Source organism: Paenibacillus algicola (assembly GCF_005577435.1).
Classification (GTDB): Bacteria; Bacillota; Bacilli; order Paenibacillales; family Paenibacillaceae; genus Paenibacillus_AQ; species Paenibacillus_AQ algicola.
This window is the reverse complement of sequence record NZ_CP040396.1, coordinates 2,360,201-2,374,621: the sequence shown is the minus strand read 5'-3', so window position 1 is coordinate 2,374,621 and position 14,421 is coordinate 2,360,201. Positions and strand designations below refer to the sequence as shown.

14 protein-coding genes are annotated in these 14,421 nt (G+C 51.6%); all 14 read left to right on the top strand.

Annotation, left to right across the window (positions count from 1 at the left end):
• Nucleotides 1-7 precede the first annotated feature (7 nt).
• The gene (gene cntA / locus E6C60_RS10950) at nt 8-1,630 is read left to right on the top strand and encodes a staphylopine-dependent metal ABC transporter substrate-binding lipoprotein (RefSeq protein WP_407669117.1); all 1,623 of its coding nucleotides are present in this window, start codon (nt 8-10) and stop codon (nt 1,628-1,630) included.
• Nucleotides 1,631-1,653: 23 nt separating this feature from the next.
• The gene (gene opp1B / locus E6C60_RS10945; RefSeq protein WP_138225884.1) at nt 1,654-2,586 is read left to right on the top strand and encodes a nickel/cobalt ABC transporter permease; all 933 of its coding nucleotides are present in this window, start codon (nt 1,654-1,656) and stop codon (nt 2,584-2,586) included.
• A gap of 10 nt (nt 2,587-2,596) precedes the next feature.
• Nucleotides 2,597-3,496, top strand: coding sequence for a nickel/cobalt ABC transporter permease (gene opp1C / locus E6C60_RS10940; protein ID WP_175415414.1), 900 nt, complete (start codon nt 2,597-2,599; stop codon nt 3,494-3,496).
• Nucleotides 3,493-4,332 carry a staphylopine uptake ABC transporter ATP-binding protein CntF gene (cntF, locus tag E6C60_RS10935; protein ID WP_138225882.1) on the top strand — a complete coding sequence of 280 codons (840 nt, stop codon included), beginning with the start codon at nt 3,493-3,495 and terminating at the stop codon, nt 4,330-4,332. The genes opp1C and cntF overlap by 4 nt, the downstream gene beginning before the upstream one ends.
• Complete coding sequence (locus E6C60_RS10930) at nt 4,307-5,050, top strand: ABC transporter ATP-binding protein (protein WP_138225881.1); 744 nt, start codon at nt 4,307-4,309, stop codon at nt 5,048-5,050. Before cntF ends, E6C60_RS10930 begins: the two co-directional genes overlap by 26 nt.
• A gap of 71 nt (nt 5,051-5,121) precedes the next feature.
• Nucleotides 5,122-6,318, top strand: a complete 1,197-nt coding sequence (gene cntE / locus E6C60_RS10925; protein WP_138225880.1) for a staphylopine family metallophore export MFS transporter CntE — start codon at nt 5,122-5,124, stop codon at nt 6,316-6,318.
• A 109-nt stretch (nt 6,319-6,427) separates the two neighbouring features.
• Nucleotides 6,428-7,561, top strand: a complete 1,134-nt coding sequence (locus tag E6C60_RS10920; protein ID WP_138225879.1) for an NAD(P)/FAD-dependent oxidoreductase — start codon at nt 6,428-6,430, stop codon at nt 7,559-7,561.
• Nucleotides 7,562-7,829: 268 nt separating this feature from the next.
• Nucleotides 7,830-8,462: a 3-hexulose-6-phosphate synthase gene (gene hxlA, locus E6C60_RS10915; protein ID WP_138225878.1), complete on the top strand. Its 633-nt coding sequence runs from the start codon at nt 7,830-7,832 to the stop codon at nt 8,460-8,462.
• Between the two features lie 7 nt (nt 8,463-8,469).
• A complete protein-coding gene (hxlB, locus tag E6C60_RS10910; protein WP_138225877.1) occupies nt 8,470-9,033 on the top strand; it encodes a 6-phospho-3-hexuloisomerase in 564 nt (187 codons plus the stop codon).
• A gap of 86 nt (nt 9,034-9,119) precedes the next feature.
• Entirely contained in the window at nt 9,120-9,533 is a 414-nt protein-coding gene (locus E6C60_RS10905; RefSeq protein WP_138225876.1) for a winged helix-turn-helix transcriptional regulator, read from the top strand.
• Nucleotides 9,534-9,757: 224 nt separating this feature from the next.
• The gene (locus E6C60_RS10900; RefSeq protein WP_138225875.1) at nt 9,758-10,900 is read left to right on the top strand and encodes an AI-2E family transporter; all 1,143 of its coding nucleotides are present in this window, start codon (nt 9,758-9,760) and stop codon (nt 10,898-10,900) included.
• A 357-nt stretch (nt 10,901-11,257) separates the two neighbouring features.
• On the top strand, nt 11,258-12,784 hold the full coding sequence (locus E6C60_RS10895) for a malate:quinone oxidoreductase (protein ID WP_138227754.1): 1,527 nt from the start codon (nt 11,258-11,260) through the stop codon (nt 12,782-12,784).
• Between the two features lie 172 nt (nt 12,785-12,956).
• Nucleotides 12,957-13,691, top strand: a complete 735-nt coding sequence (locus E6C60_RS10890) for a class I SAM-dependent methyltransferase (RefSeq protein ID WP_138225874.1) — start codon at nt 12,957-12,959, stop codon at nt 13,689-13,691.
• Nucleotides 13,692-13,797: 106 nt separating this feature from the next.
• Nucleotides 13,798-14,286 (top strand): cupin domain-containing protein, encoded by a 489-nt coding sequence (locus tag E6C60_RS10885; RefSeq protein WP_138225873.1) that lies wholly within the window; start codon nt 13,798-13,800, stop codon nt 14,284-14,286.
• The last annotated feature ends 135 nt before the right edge of the window (nt 14,287-14,421 follow it).

The window sequence follows — 14,421 nt, the reverse complement described above, 5'->3', positions numbered from 1 at the left end:
ATTTACTGTGAGAGTAAGAAGATCATTTTGGATAACGATGCTAACCCTGGCAGCCCTGGTGCTGCTATCTGCCTGCAATTCTTCAGAGCAAGCCGAGAAGCAGGCAGCAAATCCAGAGAACAAAGAGAGTAAAGAGATTGTATATGCAACGGCAAAGGATATTGTCGATATGAATCCCCATCTTTATGCAGGCTCCATGCCGGCACAGGGCATTGTATACGAATCTCTGGTGGAGAGCACTCAAGAAGGAATTGCTCCGCTGCTCGCTGCATCGTGGGAGCTGTCTGAGGATGGCAAGGTGTACACGTTCAAGCTGAGAGAGGACGTGACCTTCCATGATGGAGAGCCGTTTAATGCAGAAGCGGTGAAACAGAACCTCGAGGCTGTCTTGAGCAATGCGGCCAAGCATTCCTGGATCGGACTGACAACCCGGATTGAAAGCTGCAATGTCATTGATGAGTTTACTGTCGAGCTCGTGCTCACGGAAGGATATCAGCCGGCCTTGAATGAGCTGGCGATGACCCGGCCGTTTGTATTCATCTCTCCAAAAAGCTTTATCAATGGCGAGACCAAGGATGGCGTACAGAGCTACCACGGGACGGGCCCTTACAAGCTTGCCGAGCATAAGGTTGACCAATATGCCGTGTTTGAAGCCAACGAGCAGTACTGGAACGGCGCACCGGCCGTCAAGAAAATCACCTCCAAGGTGCTTCCAGCCGGCGAAACCACCTTCCTGGCCCTGCAAAAGGGTGAAGTGAACTTTGTGTTTACCGATGACCGGGGTGCTGACAGCCTGGATGAAGAAGCTATGGAGGCTCTGGTTGCCTCAGGAAAATATCAGCTGGAGCGCAGCGAGCCCATGAATACGAAGATGATCGCAGCGAACAGCGGCAAGACAGACAGTCCGGTTAGTGAGCTGGCGGTACGGGAAGCCATCTGGCATGCCATTGATCGCGAAACGATCAGCAGCCAGATTATGAATGGCGCTGAAGGGCCGGCAGAAGCGCTCTTCTCTGCGAATGTGTACGCAGCCGACCTGCCGCTTAAGAAACGAGAATTTGACCTGGAAACATCCAAGTCCTTGCTGGAATCAGCCGGATGGGTGATGAAGGAGGGTGAGGCGGTACGTACGAAGAACGGTAAGCCGCTTGCGATGAGCGTTTATTTTGACGTTAACTCCAGTACGCAGAAGATCCAGGCGGAATATATCCAAAGCACGTTGAAGGAAATCGGTATGCAGCTGGAGCTGGTGGGCGAAGAATCCTCTTCCATTGCCAATCGCCGCGGAACGGGCGAGTATGACCTATTGTTCAATCAAACCTGGGGACTTGCGTACGACCCGCAGAGCACGATCGCCGCATTTGCCCTGGAATCCTCGTATCTGCATACGACGAAAGGAATGAAGGACGCAGATGTCCTGTACTCCAAGATCGAACAGGCTCGGGCCGCGCAAGAGGAATCCGAAGCGAAAGCGCTATATGCCGACATTTTGAACATGGTTCATGAAGAAGCGGTGTTTATCCCTCTGACACACGGAAGTGTAACGGTTCTTGCCCCAAGCGACTTAACCGGACTTGCATTCAAGCAGACGCAGTTCGAGCTGCCATTTGAGCGGATGAGCTTCAAATAATGAACGGCTAAAGGAGGATTGCTGTGCTTCGTTATGTTAGCCGCAGATGGATTCTGTCGATTCCGCTGCTTGTGATTATTTCGTTTCTAACCTTTGTTCTGATCCATTTATCACCGATGAAGCCGGCGCAGGTCGTCCTACAGGCACAAGGGGTACCGGTTATTACAGAAGAGCTGATTATCGAAACAGAGCAGAGGCTGGGGCTTGACCGCCCCTTTCTGCTGCGCTTCGGAGATTGGCTGCTGTCCTGTCTGAAGCTAGATTTCGGCGATTCCTATGTTACAGGGCAAACCGTATGGTCGATGCTTAGTCCGGCGCTGTGGAACACACTTAAGCTCACGCTCGTGTCCATGGTGGCGATTGTGACGCTGTCCATTGTGCTTGGCGTAATCTGTGCGCTTAAAGCGGGCTCATGGGTAGATCATTCGGTGCGGTCAGTCTCTTTCTTTCTGACTGCGATGCCGGCTTATGCACTCGCTGCGCTGCTGATCTGGTTGTTCTCGATTCGACTGGATCTGCTCCCCACAAGCGGAATGGATTCCATCCAAAGCTATGTGCTTCCTGTCATCATCATTACAACGACCTATGCCGGACTTTATTTCCGCGTCATTCGGACCTCAATGCTTAACAATCTGAACCAAAATTACGTGCTTTACGGCAGAGCATGTGGGCTTCCGGAATCCAAAATTATCTTGAGCGTATTAAGAAATTCACTACAGGTGGCGGTATCGGTATTCTGTATGGCGGTGCCGATTATTCTCGGCAGCACGGTGGTGGTCGAAAATATTTTTGCATGGCCGGGTCTAGGCAGCTTGAGCGTTCGGGCCATCCTTGGCCGAGATTTCCCGGTTATTCAAGCCTTTGTGCTCGTGCTGGCTGCGGCTTTTGTCATCTTTAATACGTTCTCCGACACGATTAATGCTGTGCTCAATCCGAAATCCAGAGAGGGGATGTAGCTGCATGAATATGAGGTTAAGGCTGAAGCGCCTGCTGAGTGATCCTCTTGCGGCTCTGTCACTGGGTGTAATTACCCTGATTATGACAGCCGGGGCCTTTGCGCCCTTCTTTGCCCCCCATGATCCGTATGAAGTGAATATGAGCCTCCGGTATGCCGGCAGCTCGATGGAGCATTGGCTCGGGAACGACCATCTTGGACGATGTATTTTGTCACGGCTCATTTATGGCATTCGCCCCAGTGTGATCTGGGTGTTTGGGACTTTGCTTCTTTCTGCTCTGTTCGGCGCCCTGCTCGGTCTGGTGTCCGGTATTCTGAGGGGTAAAACAGAGGCCGTTATTATGGGCGCCTGTGATGTTGTGCTTTCTTTTCCCGGCACGGTAATGACTTTAGCTATTGTCGGCATGCTGGGCGTGGGGATGGAGAACATTCTGCTTGCCTTTATCCTGTTAAAATGGGCCTGGTTCGCGCGAGTTGTGCGCGCTTCCGTGCTGCAATACACCGAATCAGAGTATGTGAAGTTTGCCAAGGTTATAGGAGTGCCCACATCCAAGATTATGACCAAGCATATCATTCCGGTGACCCTGCCGGATTTCGCTGTTGCTGCTAGCGGCTCCTTTGGCTCCATGATCCTGCAGATCTCCGGCTTCTCTTTTCTCGGCCTTGGCATTCAGGCCCCTCATGCCGAGTGGGGGATGATGCTGAATGAGGTTCGGGATGTTCTGTTTACGAAGCCGGAATTTGTGATCGCTCCTGCCCTGGCCATTATCATTACGGTATCTTCTGTACAATTCCTTGCAGATGCACTGCAGAAGGCATTAAATCCCCAGCTCAGTACGAATGGAGCGGTACCGGAAGCCAGTACGGCGACTGGAAATCAGCGTCTCGCGAAAGGAGAGGTGGCTGGATGAGCCCGGATATACTGACCGTCGACAAGCTCCAGATCTGGGATCGGCACAGCGAGCAGATGCTCGTTCATGGCAGTTCTTTTTCCGTGAGGGAAGGCAGCTGTCTTGCCATCGTCGGTGAAAGCGGCAGCGGCAAATCCTTGACCTGCAAATCGATTATGAAGCTGAATCCCTCAAGCTTAGCTCATTCGGGAACGATGATGTTCAAGGGTCTTGATCTGAATAAGCAGTCCCGTTCCCAGATGAGGAGCATGCGGGGACGTCATATGTACATGATTCTGCAGCAAGGGATGAGCGCCTTCGATCCGTCGAGAGCCGTGGGACATCATGTGAAGGATGTGCTGAAGCAGCATTTTGGATGGGGGAAGCAGGAGGCTTTTAAGCAGATGAGTGACGCGATGCGCAAGGTCATGCTGAATCAGCCGGAGGATACGCTTCAGAAATTTCCTCATCAGCTGTCCGGTGGCATGCTGCAGCGGATGATGATTGCCCTTGGGCTTGTGCTGAAGCCGGAATTAATTGTGGCAGATGAGCCGACAACGGCGCTGGACACGATCTCGCGGTTTGAGGTCATGGAGCAGCTGTCGCTGCTTCAGCAGGAGCTGGGATGCTCCATGATTCTGGTGTCCCACGATCTGGGCATGGTCCAGAAGCTGGCCGACGATATGCTCGTCATGAAGAAGGGGCACATTGTGGAGGCCGGAAAGACTTCAGAGCTATTTGACCATGCCGGGCACGAATATACCCGGTACCTGATCTCGACGAAACAGAAGCTGTCACAGGCATTTCAACAAGTGCTTGGAGGTGAAGACCGTGCTGGAAGTCCAGTCCATACATAAGAGCTTCAAAGCAAGCGGGTGGTTAACCGGCAAGCCTCAAAAGGTACTGCATGATGTTTCCTTCCATTGTCTTCCTGGAGAATGCCTGGGCATTATCGGAGAGAGCGGCAGCGGTAAATCGACCCTGGGACGGCTGATCCTGGGACTGGATCAGCCGGACAGCGGCAAGGTGCTGTTTGAAGGACAGCCTGTTTCTCAAGCCAAAGTAAGACGAGGCAATATGAGCGCGGTCTTTCAGAACTATACCTCCTCCATGAATCCTTATTTCACGGTGCGGGAAGCGCTGCTGGAGCCTTTGGGACTGCAGAGCAGGAAGGAAGAGGACCGCGAGCGCCGGATGAAGGAGCTCTTGTTTCAGGTCGGTTTAAGTCCGGCTTATCTAAACAAGGCACCGCATGAGCTGTCCGGAGGCGAAGCTCAAAGGGTATGCATTGCCCGAGCGATTTCCACGCAGCCGAAGCTGATTGTTATGGATGAGGCGGTTAGCTCGCTCGATGGATCTGTGCAGCTTCAGGTTCTGGAGCTGTTAAAAGGCTTGCACAAGCAGCTGAATACCGCATACATCTTCATCACGCATGATATACAGGCCGCAGCGTTCCTCTGCGACCGCATCCTTGTGTTCCGCCAGGGCCGAATTGAGGAGAGTCTCCACGTATCCGAGCTGCAGCACGCTCAGAGTGACTATACTCGGACCTTGCTGAGCATGAGTATGTATTAGGAAGATATGTATCAGCATCAGCATTGAATCCAGCTAGCTTGCATTATAGCTGTAGAAAGGAGTGAAGCACTTTGACGGGTGCACTCGCTTGGCCCTTTATGCGCCTCTATTTACTGACCCTGCTGTATTTTAGTGCCAATGCCGTGCTGAATGTGATGATTCCGCTGCAGGGAAACGCACTGGGCGCCAGTAATACGGCCATCGGAATAATAATGGGAGCTTATTTGTTCACTACAATGCTGTTTCGCCCCTGGGCGGGGCGCTTGATTCAAAAATACGGGCCGGTGACCATTTTGCGGAGCATTCTGATAATAAACGGCGCCGCCCTTATTCTCTACACGATATCGGGCCTTGAAGGTTACTTTGTCGCAAGAATGCTGCAAGGCGCCGTGACCGCTTTTTTCTCCATGGCTCTCCAGATTGCCATTATGGATGCTCTGCCTGAGAAAGACCGGGGGCAGGGCATTTCCATGTATTCCTTATGCTCTTATATTCCTGGAATATTGGGGCCGCTGCTGGCGCTGGGACTCTGGCAGACGGGCAGTATGAGCGGATTTGCCTTCGTGATGATTGGGATCGCAGTCTTCACGGGCTGGGTGGGCTTTACGGTGGTCATCAAGGAGGAGCCGGTTGAAGACAAAGCACAGTCTTCTGCAAAAAAACCCTCGATGGGCGCATCTTTTAAACAGGTATTTCTGAATCGGGACCTTTTGAGGTGCAGCATCATCATGCTCGTAGCATCCATGATTTTTGGTGCGGTCACGACATTCATTCCCCTTTATGCCCAAGAGGTGAAGCATGGCGAAGCCTGGCTGTATCTGATGCTGCAAGCCGCGGTCGTCGTCGCCTCCCGCTTCATACTTCGGAAGAAGATTCCTTCCGATGGGCGCTGGCATGCTTCTTATGTAGCATGGGTCTTGCTGCTGCTGACCTTAGCAGCCGTATGCACGGGGGCTGCCTCCAGCCTGGGCGCGGCAATCTTTTATGCGGGGGCTTTACTGATGGGAGTGTCCCAGGCCATGATCTACCCTTCGCTCACCACCTACCTGACCTTTGTCCTGCCGGCGGAGCAGCGCAACGTACTCATCGGATGGTTCATTGCATCCGCTGATTTGGGTGTTTCTATGGGAAGCGTCTTGATGGGGCCGCTTGCAGACCTGTTTTCTTATGGGGTTATGTATGGTGTTTGTGCCGTTCTTGGCGGCAGCTTGATCTTGTTTGCCTTCGGTGCTCCACATCGGGAACGGAATCCACAGCAGCCTGTATAGGGCTGAGGGAAGCTGGCAATGCCTTGATCAGAGGCAGGAAGCTTGTGTTTTAACGGGAGATGTCGTACCTTGAGAAGATGAGTCAAGCTTTCAAGAAAGGTACACATCTATGACACAAAAAGTTATTGTAATCGGCGCCGGCATTCTTGGCGCTTCGGCCGCCTATCATCTTGCAAGCCAGGGTGCTGAGGTGCTGATCATCGACCGGGCTGATCCTGGACAGGCTACGGCTGCGGCTGCGGGCATAATCTGTCCCTGGCTTTCCCAGCGCCGAAATAAGGCCTGGTATCAGCTTGCAAAGGCTGGAGCAGCATTTTATCCTGACTTGGTGCAGGCTCTGGAGCAGGAAGGGGAAAGTGACACCGGGTATGCTCAGGTTGGAGCCATCAGCATCCATGAGGACGAAGCCAAAATTCTACTTATGCAAGAGCGTGCGGCTCTCCGCAAGGGCGAGGCACCAGAGATCGGACAGATCCGCTCCCTCTCAGAGGCCGAGACCCGTTCTATGTTTCCTCTCCTGAAGGAAGGCTACAGATCTGTGCACATTAGCGGCGCGGCACGTGTAGATGGCCGTGCCCTGCGCGATGCGCTGCTGCGCGCAGCCAGAAATCATGGGGCGAAGCTGCTGAATGGGGAAGCGGTGCTTGAGGTTCACGAAGACCGGGTTACCGGCGCCCGCATGGGCGAGGCATCGTATTCCGCCGATGAAGTGCTTGTGTGTGCAGGGGCTTGGGCGGATGAACTGCTGCAGCCGCTGGGCATCCTTTTTCAACTCTCACATCAGAAGGCGCAAATTATGCATCTGAGGGTGAACTCCATAGCCGAAACCGGGACCTGGCCGGTAGTCATACCGCCCACGGATCAATACCTTCTGGCTTTTGACGAGCAAAGGATCGTCATGGGTGCGACGCACGAGAATGACGTTTCACTGCACGATACCGCTGTGACCGCCGGAGGCATGCAGGAAATACTGAACAAGGGTCTCGAGCTGGCACCTGCTTTGGTGGGCAGCACGCTGCAGGAGGTTCGTGTTGGCTTTCGACCCTTTACACCTGGGTTTCTTCCCGTGATCGGCCGCATGCCAGGCTGGAAGGGGCTGCTAGCCGCGAATGGACTGGGTGCCTCAGGCCTCACAGTGGGTCCGTTTCTCGGACGGCAGCTGGCCCGGTTAGCTCTTGGTGAAGAGCCGGAGCTGGATCTTTCCCCTTATGATCTCACTCATGCGATTTCAGAAGCAGAATGAAGGGCTGTATGGTATCTCGCATTTATGCATGTTAAAGAAGCCTTCCGGAACGGTTCAGAACGTCTTGATCCGCTGGAAGGTTTTTTTATCGTATAGCGGCTTGGCAACAATGAAGGATTACATCTGTCTCCAATCCTTGCTGCACCGCAATTCTAACCTTGACGTAAGTATCTGACTTTAAAGTACGTACTTCCATAAAGGACAGCTCTGGACCTACAATATCCTTGTTTGAGAAACTGAAATGAACCGACAAGGAGAGAGTAAACATATGGAACTACAGCTCGCACTAGATTTGGTCGATATTCCGGAAGCGAAGAAGCTGGTGGCACAGGTCGCCGACTATATTGACATTGTTGAGATCGGCACACCGATCGTGATCAATGAAGGACTGCACGCCGTCAAAGCCATGAAGGAAGCCTTTCCTCAGCTGCGTGTACTCGCTGACCTTAAAGTGATGGATGCCGGAGGCTATGAAGTGATGAAGGCTTCAGAGGCAGGGGCAGACATTATTACAATTCTGGGCGTATCTGACGATTCCACGATCAAAGGCGCGGTTGCGGAAGCTGCCAAGCAGGGCAGACAGGTTATGGTGGATATGATCAATGTCAAGAACATGGAAGAGCGGGCCGCGGAGATTGATGCTATGGGCGTAGATTATATTTGTGTGCATTCCGGCTACGACCATCAGGCTGAGGGCAAAAACTCCTTCGAGGAGCTGAACGCCATCAAGCGAGTCGTAAAACATGCGAAGACTGCAATTGCCGGCGGCATCAAGCTGGATACGCTGCCCGAGGTCATTCAGGCTCAGCCGGATCTGGTCATCGTTGGCGGCGGCATTACGGGTGAAGCAGACATTCAGGCAGCCGCTTCTCGCATGAACGAGCTGATCAAGCAGGGCTGATATCAAGATGGTGAGTAATTCTTTTGCCCAAGCTTTAGCAATTAGCGGCGAAATCAGCACTGCTGTTAAAGAGATCAACACAGAGGAAGCAGAGAAGCTGGCAGAGCGTATTATGCAAGCGAGAAGCGTCTTCGTCGCCGGCGGCGGGCGCTCCGGTTTGATGATGAAAGCTTTTGCCATGCGGCTGATGCAAATGGGGTACCAGGCCTACGTAGTCGGTGAGACGGTGACACCAGCCATTGGTCCAGAGGATCTGCTGTTGATCGGCTCAGGCTCCGGGGAAACGCAAAGCCTATGTGCCATGGCGAACAAGGCGAAGAGCCTTGACGCCTCGCTGGCACTTATCACGATTCAACCCGGCTCTACCATCGGAAAGCTGGCGGATGCTGTCCTGAAGCTTCCCGGAGCCACAAAGGATCAGGCTGGTGTTACAGGGACAACCCGGCAGCCGATGGCCTCCCTCTTTGAGCAGACGCTGCTTGTTGTACTGGATGGTATGATTCTAAAGCTGATGTCGATGCAGGAGCTGTCTTCGGAAAACATGTTTGTTCAGCATGCCAATCTGGAGTAGCCGTCGCTTGCAGTATGGTGCGCACGCCCTGTTTTGAGATTTACCTGCCTTTCAAGGTATACTTGATGAGGAAGGGAGGGCGTCATATGGCCCATGAAGTCAAAGACCGAATCAATCTGAAGGAAATTAACTGTCATAAAGAGCTGACGCTTGCCGTTATTGGCGGCAAGTGGAAGCTGATTATATTGTGGCATCTGGGACTCGAAGGCGTAAAGCGCTTTGGCGAGCTGGACCGCCTCATCCCGAATATTACGCAAAAAATGCTGACCAATCAGCTTCGGGAGCTGGAGGAAGACCAGCTTGTGCAGCGTGTAGTCTATCCCGAGGTTCCGCCGCGGGTCGAATACTCGCTGACTCCTTACGGTCAAAGCCTGATGCCGATACTCAATCTGATGTATGATTGGGGCAAGCAATATGGCGAGACGGTGGTTTGGAAAGGCGAGGTCAACTCGCTGGAGATGAAATCCGGCAAGCGTGCAGGTTCATCCCTTTCTTCATAACGTTAATATCAGGCGAGACCCGGGATTCCCGGGTCTTTTTGTGTTTCGGCTATAAATCTAGTACAGGCCGCATATAGATCTAATGAGGTTGTCTTTGGCGGAGCCTGCACATTTGATCTTTCGCAAACTGGACATGACGGCTTGTGAAACATTATAGTTAAAGGAGCAAAGCTCGCTGAGTAGCATGGCCTGCTAAAGGTATGATGAGATGAGGGAGGACGTATATGGAGCAGCCCCGCATTTGGCCGGATCGATTTAAACGATTTTTTCTGAACAATAAATTTGTACTTCTGCTGTTCATCTTGCTGCTGGCCAGCCTTAACATATTTATTCTAAGCAAGATCACGTTTATTTTGTATCCGCTGAACGTATTAATCAAGACGATTATTTTGCCGATTGTGTTGTCCGGTATTTTGTATTATTTGCTCAATCCGCTCGTCAATGTGATGGAGGAGTGGAAGATCAAGCGTGTCTGGTCGATCCTGATTCTGTTTCTGGCCATCGCCGGGATTCTGACTGTTGTGGTGCTGGCGGTCATTCCCGTGCTGCGCAATCAGATTATGGGCTTGATTAACAATTTTCCGGCTTATAGTGAAACTGTTCGGCAGCAGTTTGAGGATCTAACAGGAAGTGAGCTGTTCGGACAGCTTCAGGGTGCTTTAAATGTCAATTCCGAGGAATGGTGGGGCACCGTCACAGAGAAAACGACAGAGCTCTTCAAGAATACCTGGACCCGACTGGGGGGCTTCCTGGGCGCATTCACGGAAACGGTATTGTCGATTATTACGGTGCCATTTATCCTGTACTACATGCTGAAGGATGGCAAAAAGCTGCCGGTCAAGATTCTGTCCTTTCTGCCTACGAACAGCCGCTCCGGCATTCTGCATGTCCTGCAGGACATCAACCGCCAGATCAGCTCATTTATTCGCGGACAGATTATTGTCAGCTTCTGCATTGGCATTCTGCTGTACATCGGCTACATGATCATTGGCCTGGATTACGCATTGATTCTGGCGATCATTGCTTCATTCACCAGCGTAGTTCCTTATCTCGGGCCGGCCATTGCCATCACGCCCGCGTTGGTTGTAGCCATCGTGACTTCCCCCGTTATGCTGCTCAAGATGATTGCGGTGTGGACCATTGTGCAGCTGATTGAAGGCAAGTTCATTTCTCCGCAGATTATGGGAAAAACGTTAAAGATTCATCCGATCACGATTATATTTGTCATTCTTACGTCAGGCAACCTGTTCGGCGTAGTGGGCGTACTGCTGGCCGTACCGGGATACGCAGTGCTAAAAGTATGTGTGACTCATCTGTTTGAATGGTTTAAATCCTCCTCAGGCTGGTATGAGCCGCCCGTAGCGTAGACCCTCGTTTGAAGTAAGCAAGAAGCCCCTGATCCTGGCGTTATTTCGCTAAGGAGAGGGGCTTTTTTTGCTATGGAATTTCTAGCGGGATCATCTTCTACAAAGGGTACGGACAGCAGGTGCAGGGCCCAAATGTCCGTATATTGTCTTTAGATTGTCATATCTATCTTTTTTAACGTCTTTAAATGGTTTATAATAGGAAGGAAGAGTTCATATTTCATGCCATGAATTAATATGAGTAGAACGAGAAGCGGAGTTAATTTTACACAGGAAAGCTGCACTCTCTTAGCTTGATTTGATCTGTACATGGGAACAGGGAGACAGCCTTTTACTGCGAATACATGGATAAGGAAGGTAATCATGAGCGTACAGAAAAAAACAGACGTGATCTTGATTGGTGCCGGCGTAATGAGCGCAACCTTGGGCGCCATATTGAAGCAGTTATCTCCGGAGTGGGAGATTAAAGTGTTCGAGAAGCTGGGCAGCTCAGGGGAAGAGAGCTCTAATGAGTGGAATAATGCGGGTACCGGCCACGCTGCATTATGCGAGCTGAACTACACGTCGGAGAAGCCCGATGGATCCATTGACATCAGCAAAGCGATCAAGATTAACGAGCAGTTTCAGCTATCCCGGCAGTTCTGGTCTTTTCTCGTGAAGAATCGCTTGATTCAGAATCCGCAGGATTTCATTATGCCAATTCCCCATATGAGCATGGTGCAGGGGGACAAGAACGTTGAGTTTCTGAGAAAGCGCTTTGAAGCTTTATCGACCAACCCGTTATTCCAAGGAATGGAGTATTCAGAGGATCCGGAGCAGCTGAAGCAGTGGATTCCGCTGATTATGGAAGGCCGAAAGTCCGGCGAGAAGATCGCTGCGACGAAGATTGACTCGGGAACGGATGTGAACTTCGGGGCATTAACTCGCATGCTGTTTCAGCATTTGAACCAGCAGGGCGTGAAGACCTATTACAAGCATGCTGTCAAGAATTTAAAGCGCAACCAAAACGGCGGCTGGGACCTGAAGGTGCAGAATCTGAACACCGGCCAGGTAGAGCAGCACTCGGCCAAGTTCGTCTTTATCGGCGGAGGCGGGGGGAGCCTTCCACTGCTGCAGAAGACTGGCATCCCGGAATCGAAGCAAATTGGCGGCTTCCCGGTAAGCGGCTTGTTCATGGTATGTAACAATCCGGAGGTTGTGGAGCAGCATCACGCCAAGGTGTATGGCAAGGCTAAGGTAGGTGCGCCTCCGATGTCCGTGCCTCACCTGGATTCCCGCTACATTGATAATAAGAAATCATTGCTGTTTGGACCGTTTGCCGGCTTTACCCCTAAATTCCTGAAGACCGGATCTTATTTCGATCTGATCGGCTCTGTGAAGCCGAACAACCTCCTGACCATGCTTGCTGCTGGCGCGAAGGAAATGGCCCTGACGAAGTATCTCATTCAGCAGGTCCTGCTCTCTAACGAGAAGCGCATGGAGGAGCTTCGGGAATTCATTCCGAACGCAAAGAGTGAAGACTGGGAAATGGTCGTTGCCGGACAACGCGTTCAGGTTATTAAGGATACCCCAACAGGCAGAGGCACCCTGCAGTTCGGTACAGAAGTCGTCAGCGCCTCCGACGGCTCGGTGGCCGCACTTCTCGGCGCATCGCCAGGCGCTTCCACGGCGGTGCACGTCATGCTGGAGGTGCTGCAGAAATGCTTCCCGCAGCATATGCAGAAGTGGGAGCCGAAGATCCGTGAGATGGTGCCTTCCTATGGCATGTCGCTGACCGATAACCCGGAGCTGTTCCACGAAATTCATGCTTCAACAGCTATGACACTGGGTCTTGCTCAGGCTGATTCCACGGTCAATCATAAAGCGCCATCTATTATTAATCTGTAGCTGCTGCCATTAAGTCATGCATGACCGCTTCAATAGATCCTGTGATCTATTGAAGCGGTTCTTTTTTTTTATTTGTTGGGATATCCGGATGGCCTTTGTTACAGCTTATACATGCGAGGGTATGTAACGTTTAAAGAATCAAGACTATGATCTGTTGAAGGAGGAAATACGGATGTCATCTGCAGAATTTGAACAAGCCCGGGAATCCGAAGAGAAATACCATGCCAAGCTGTATGAAAGCAAGGATATTCTTGAGCCGGGCAGTTGGATGTCTGAGCCTGTCCCGATCGTTATGGAGCTGCTGGAGCAGGTGCTTCAGGAGCATCAAGATCCGGTCGTGCTGGATCTGGGGAGCGGTCCTGGACGCAATGCAATCCCGATGGCACAGCGATTGAAGGAATCCGGACATGGCCGGGTCATCGGTACAGACCTGCTGGATGAAGCGGTCAGCAAGCTGCAGGACAACGCAGTCAAATACGATGTACAGCCTTTTATTCAAGCCATGCAGGCCGATGTGGAGGATGGACAATATGAAGCCGAATCGTACCACTATATTGTGGCCTGCGGCTGTCTGGAGCATGTATCCTCTAAGACCGCATTGCGGGATGTGATTGCAAGGCTCCAGGAGGCGACCAAGCCAGGAGGCATTCACTGCTTATCTATGAATACAGAGGTTCGGGAAAAGCAATTGTCTACGGGTGAAGAGGAAGCCGCCCAAATTGAGCTCAATATGAGCGAATCGGAGGCTCAAGCACTGTTGGCAGAGGTTTACCGCGGATGGCGTATTCTCGAGGACGAAGAGAAGGAGGTCTCCATCCAAGAGGAGAAATATGAGGAGCCGACTGAATTTCATGCAAATACAGTCTTTTTTGCCGCTCAAAAGCCATTGTCCACACAGAAGGGTTAAGTGATCTCATTTCCGATTGTTGTAAATCCATGAGTCTATAGGCTGGGCATATGCATAGGATACATTATCGGCTTTTTCATGACCTTAAGAGTGAGGAGAGTGCGTCATGTATCCTGGTTTTCATCCGTACCATCCCGGCCATCCGCAGGCATATCAAGATAGTTGTTCCTGTCACGGCCAGCTTAAGCTCGTCGATTATGGCAAAAGACCGCTAGTCATCAACATCGATGAGGCCTCCAAGCGCAATCAGACGTATCGCACGGCACTATGGACGGGAGACCATTTTCAGGTCACACTAATGAGCATTTTTCCCGGAGAAGATATTGGTCTGGAGGTGCATCCCTCCACAGATCAATTCCTGCGGATCGAAGAAGGGCAGGGTCTGGTTCAGATGGGACCCTCTGCAAACCAGCTGGACTTTGAAGTGATGGCATGTGATGATTATGCCATTATCGTACCGGCCGGAACCTGGCACAATATTACCAATACAGGCCCTATGCCGCTCAAGCTGTACGTAATTTATGCTCCACCCGAGCATCCGTACGGCACCGTGCATGTGACCCGCGCCGATGCTATTGCGGCGGAACAAGGGTAATCACTCCGTTGTTAATTGCATCAGTATAAACAGGCAGCCCATGATGGGCTGCCTGTTTGCTGTGAGTATATGCAAAGAAAATATTACTTAAGTCTTCTATTAAATTTTAATATATGGTATTTATGGTTTGATATG

Excerpts from the sequence above, each read along its gene's own strand:
- opp1C (WP_175415414.1), top strand. The coding sequence starts at position 2,597 with ATGAGGTTAAGGCTGAAGCGCCTGCTGAGTGATCCTCTTGCGGCTCTG.
- hxlA (WP_138225878.1), top strand. The coding sequence starts at position 7,830 with ATGGAACTACAGCTCGCACTAGATTTGGTCGATATTCCGGAAGCGAAG.
- E6C60_RS10885 (WP_138225873.1), top strand. The coding sequence starts at position 13,798 with ATGTATCCTGGTTTTCATCCGTACCATCCCGGCCATCCGCAGGCATAT.
- cntF (WP_138225882.1), top strand. The coding sequence starts at position 3,493 with ATGAGCCCGGATATACTGACCGTCGACAAGCTCCAGATCTGGGATCGG.
- E6C60_RS10905 (WP_138225876.1), top strand. The coding sequence starts at position 9,120 with ATGGCCCATGAAGTCAAAGACCGAATCAATCTGAAGGAAATTAACTGT.
- E6C60_RS10920 (WP_138225879.1), top strand. The coding sequence starts at position 6,428 with ATGACACAAAAAGTTATTGTAATCGGCGCCGGCATTCTTGGCGCTTCG.
- E6C60_RS10890 (WP_138225874.1), top strand. The coding sequence starts at position 12,957 with ATGTCATCTGCAGAATTTGAACAAGCCCGGGAATCCGAAGAGAAATAC.
- E6C60_RS10900 (WP_138225875.1), top strand. The coding sequence starts at position 9,758 with ATGGAGCAGCCCCGCATTTGGCCGGATCGATTTAAACGATTTTTTCTG.
- hxlB (WP_138225877.1), top strand. The coding sequence starts at position 8,470 with ATGGTGAGTAATTCTTTTGCCCAAGCTTTAGCAATTAGCGGCGAAATC.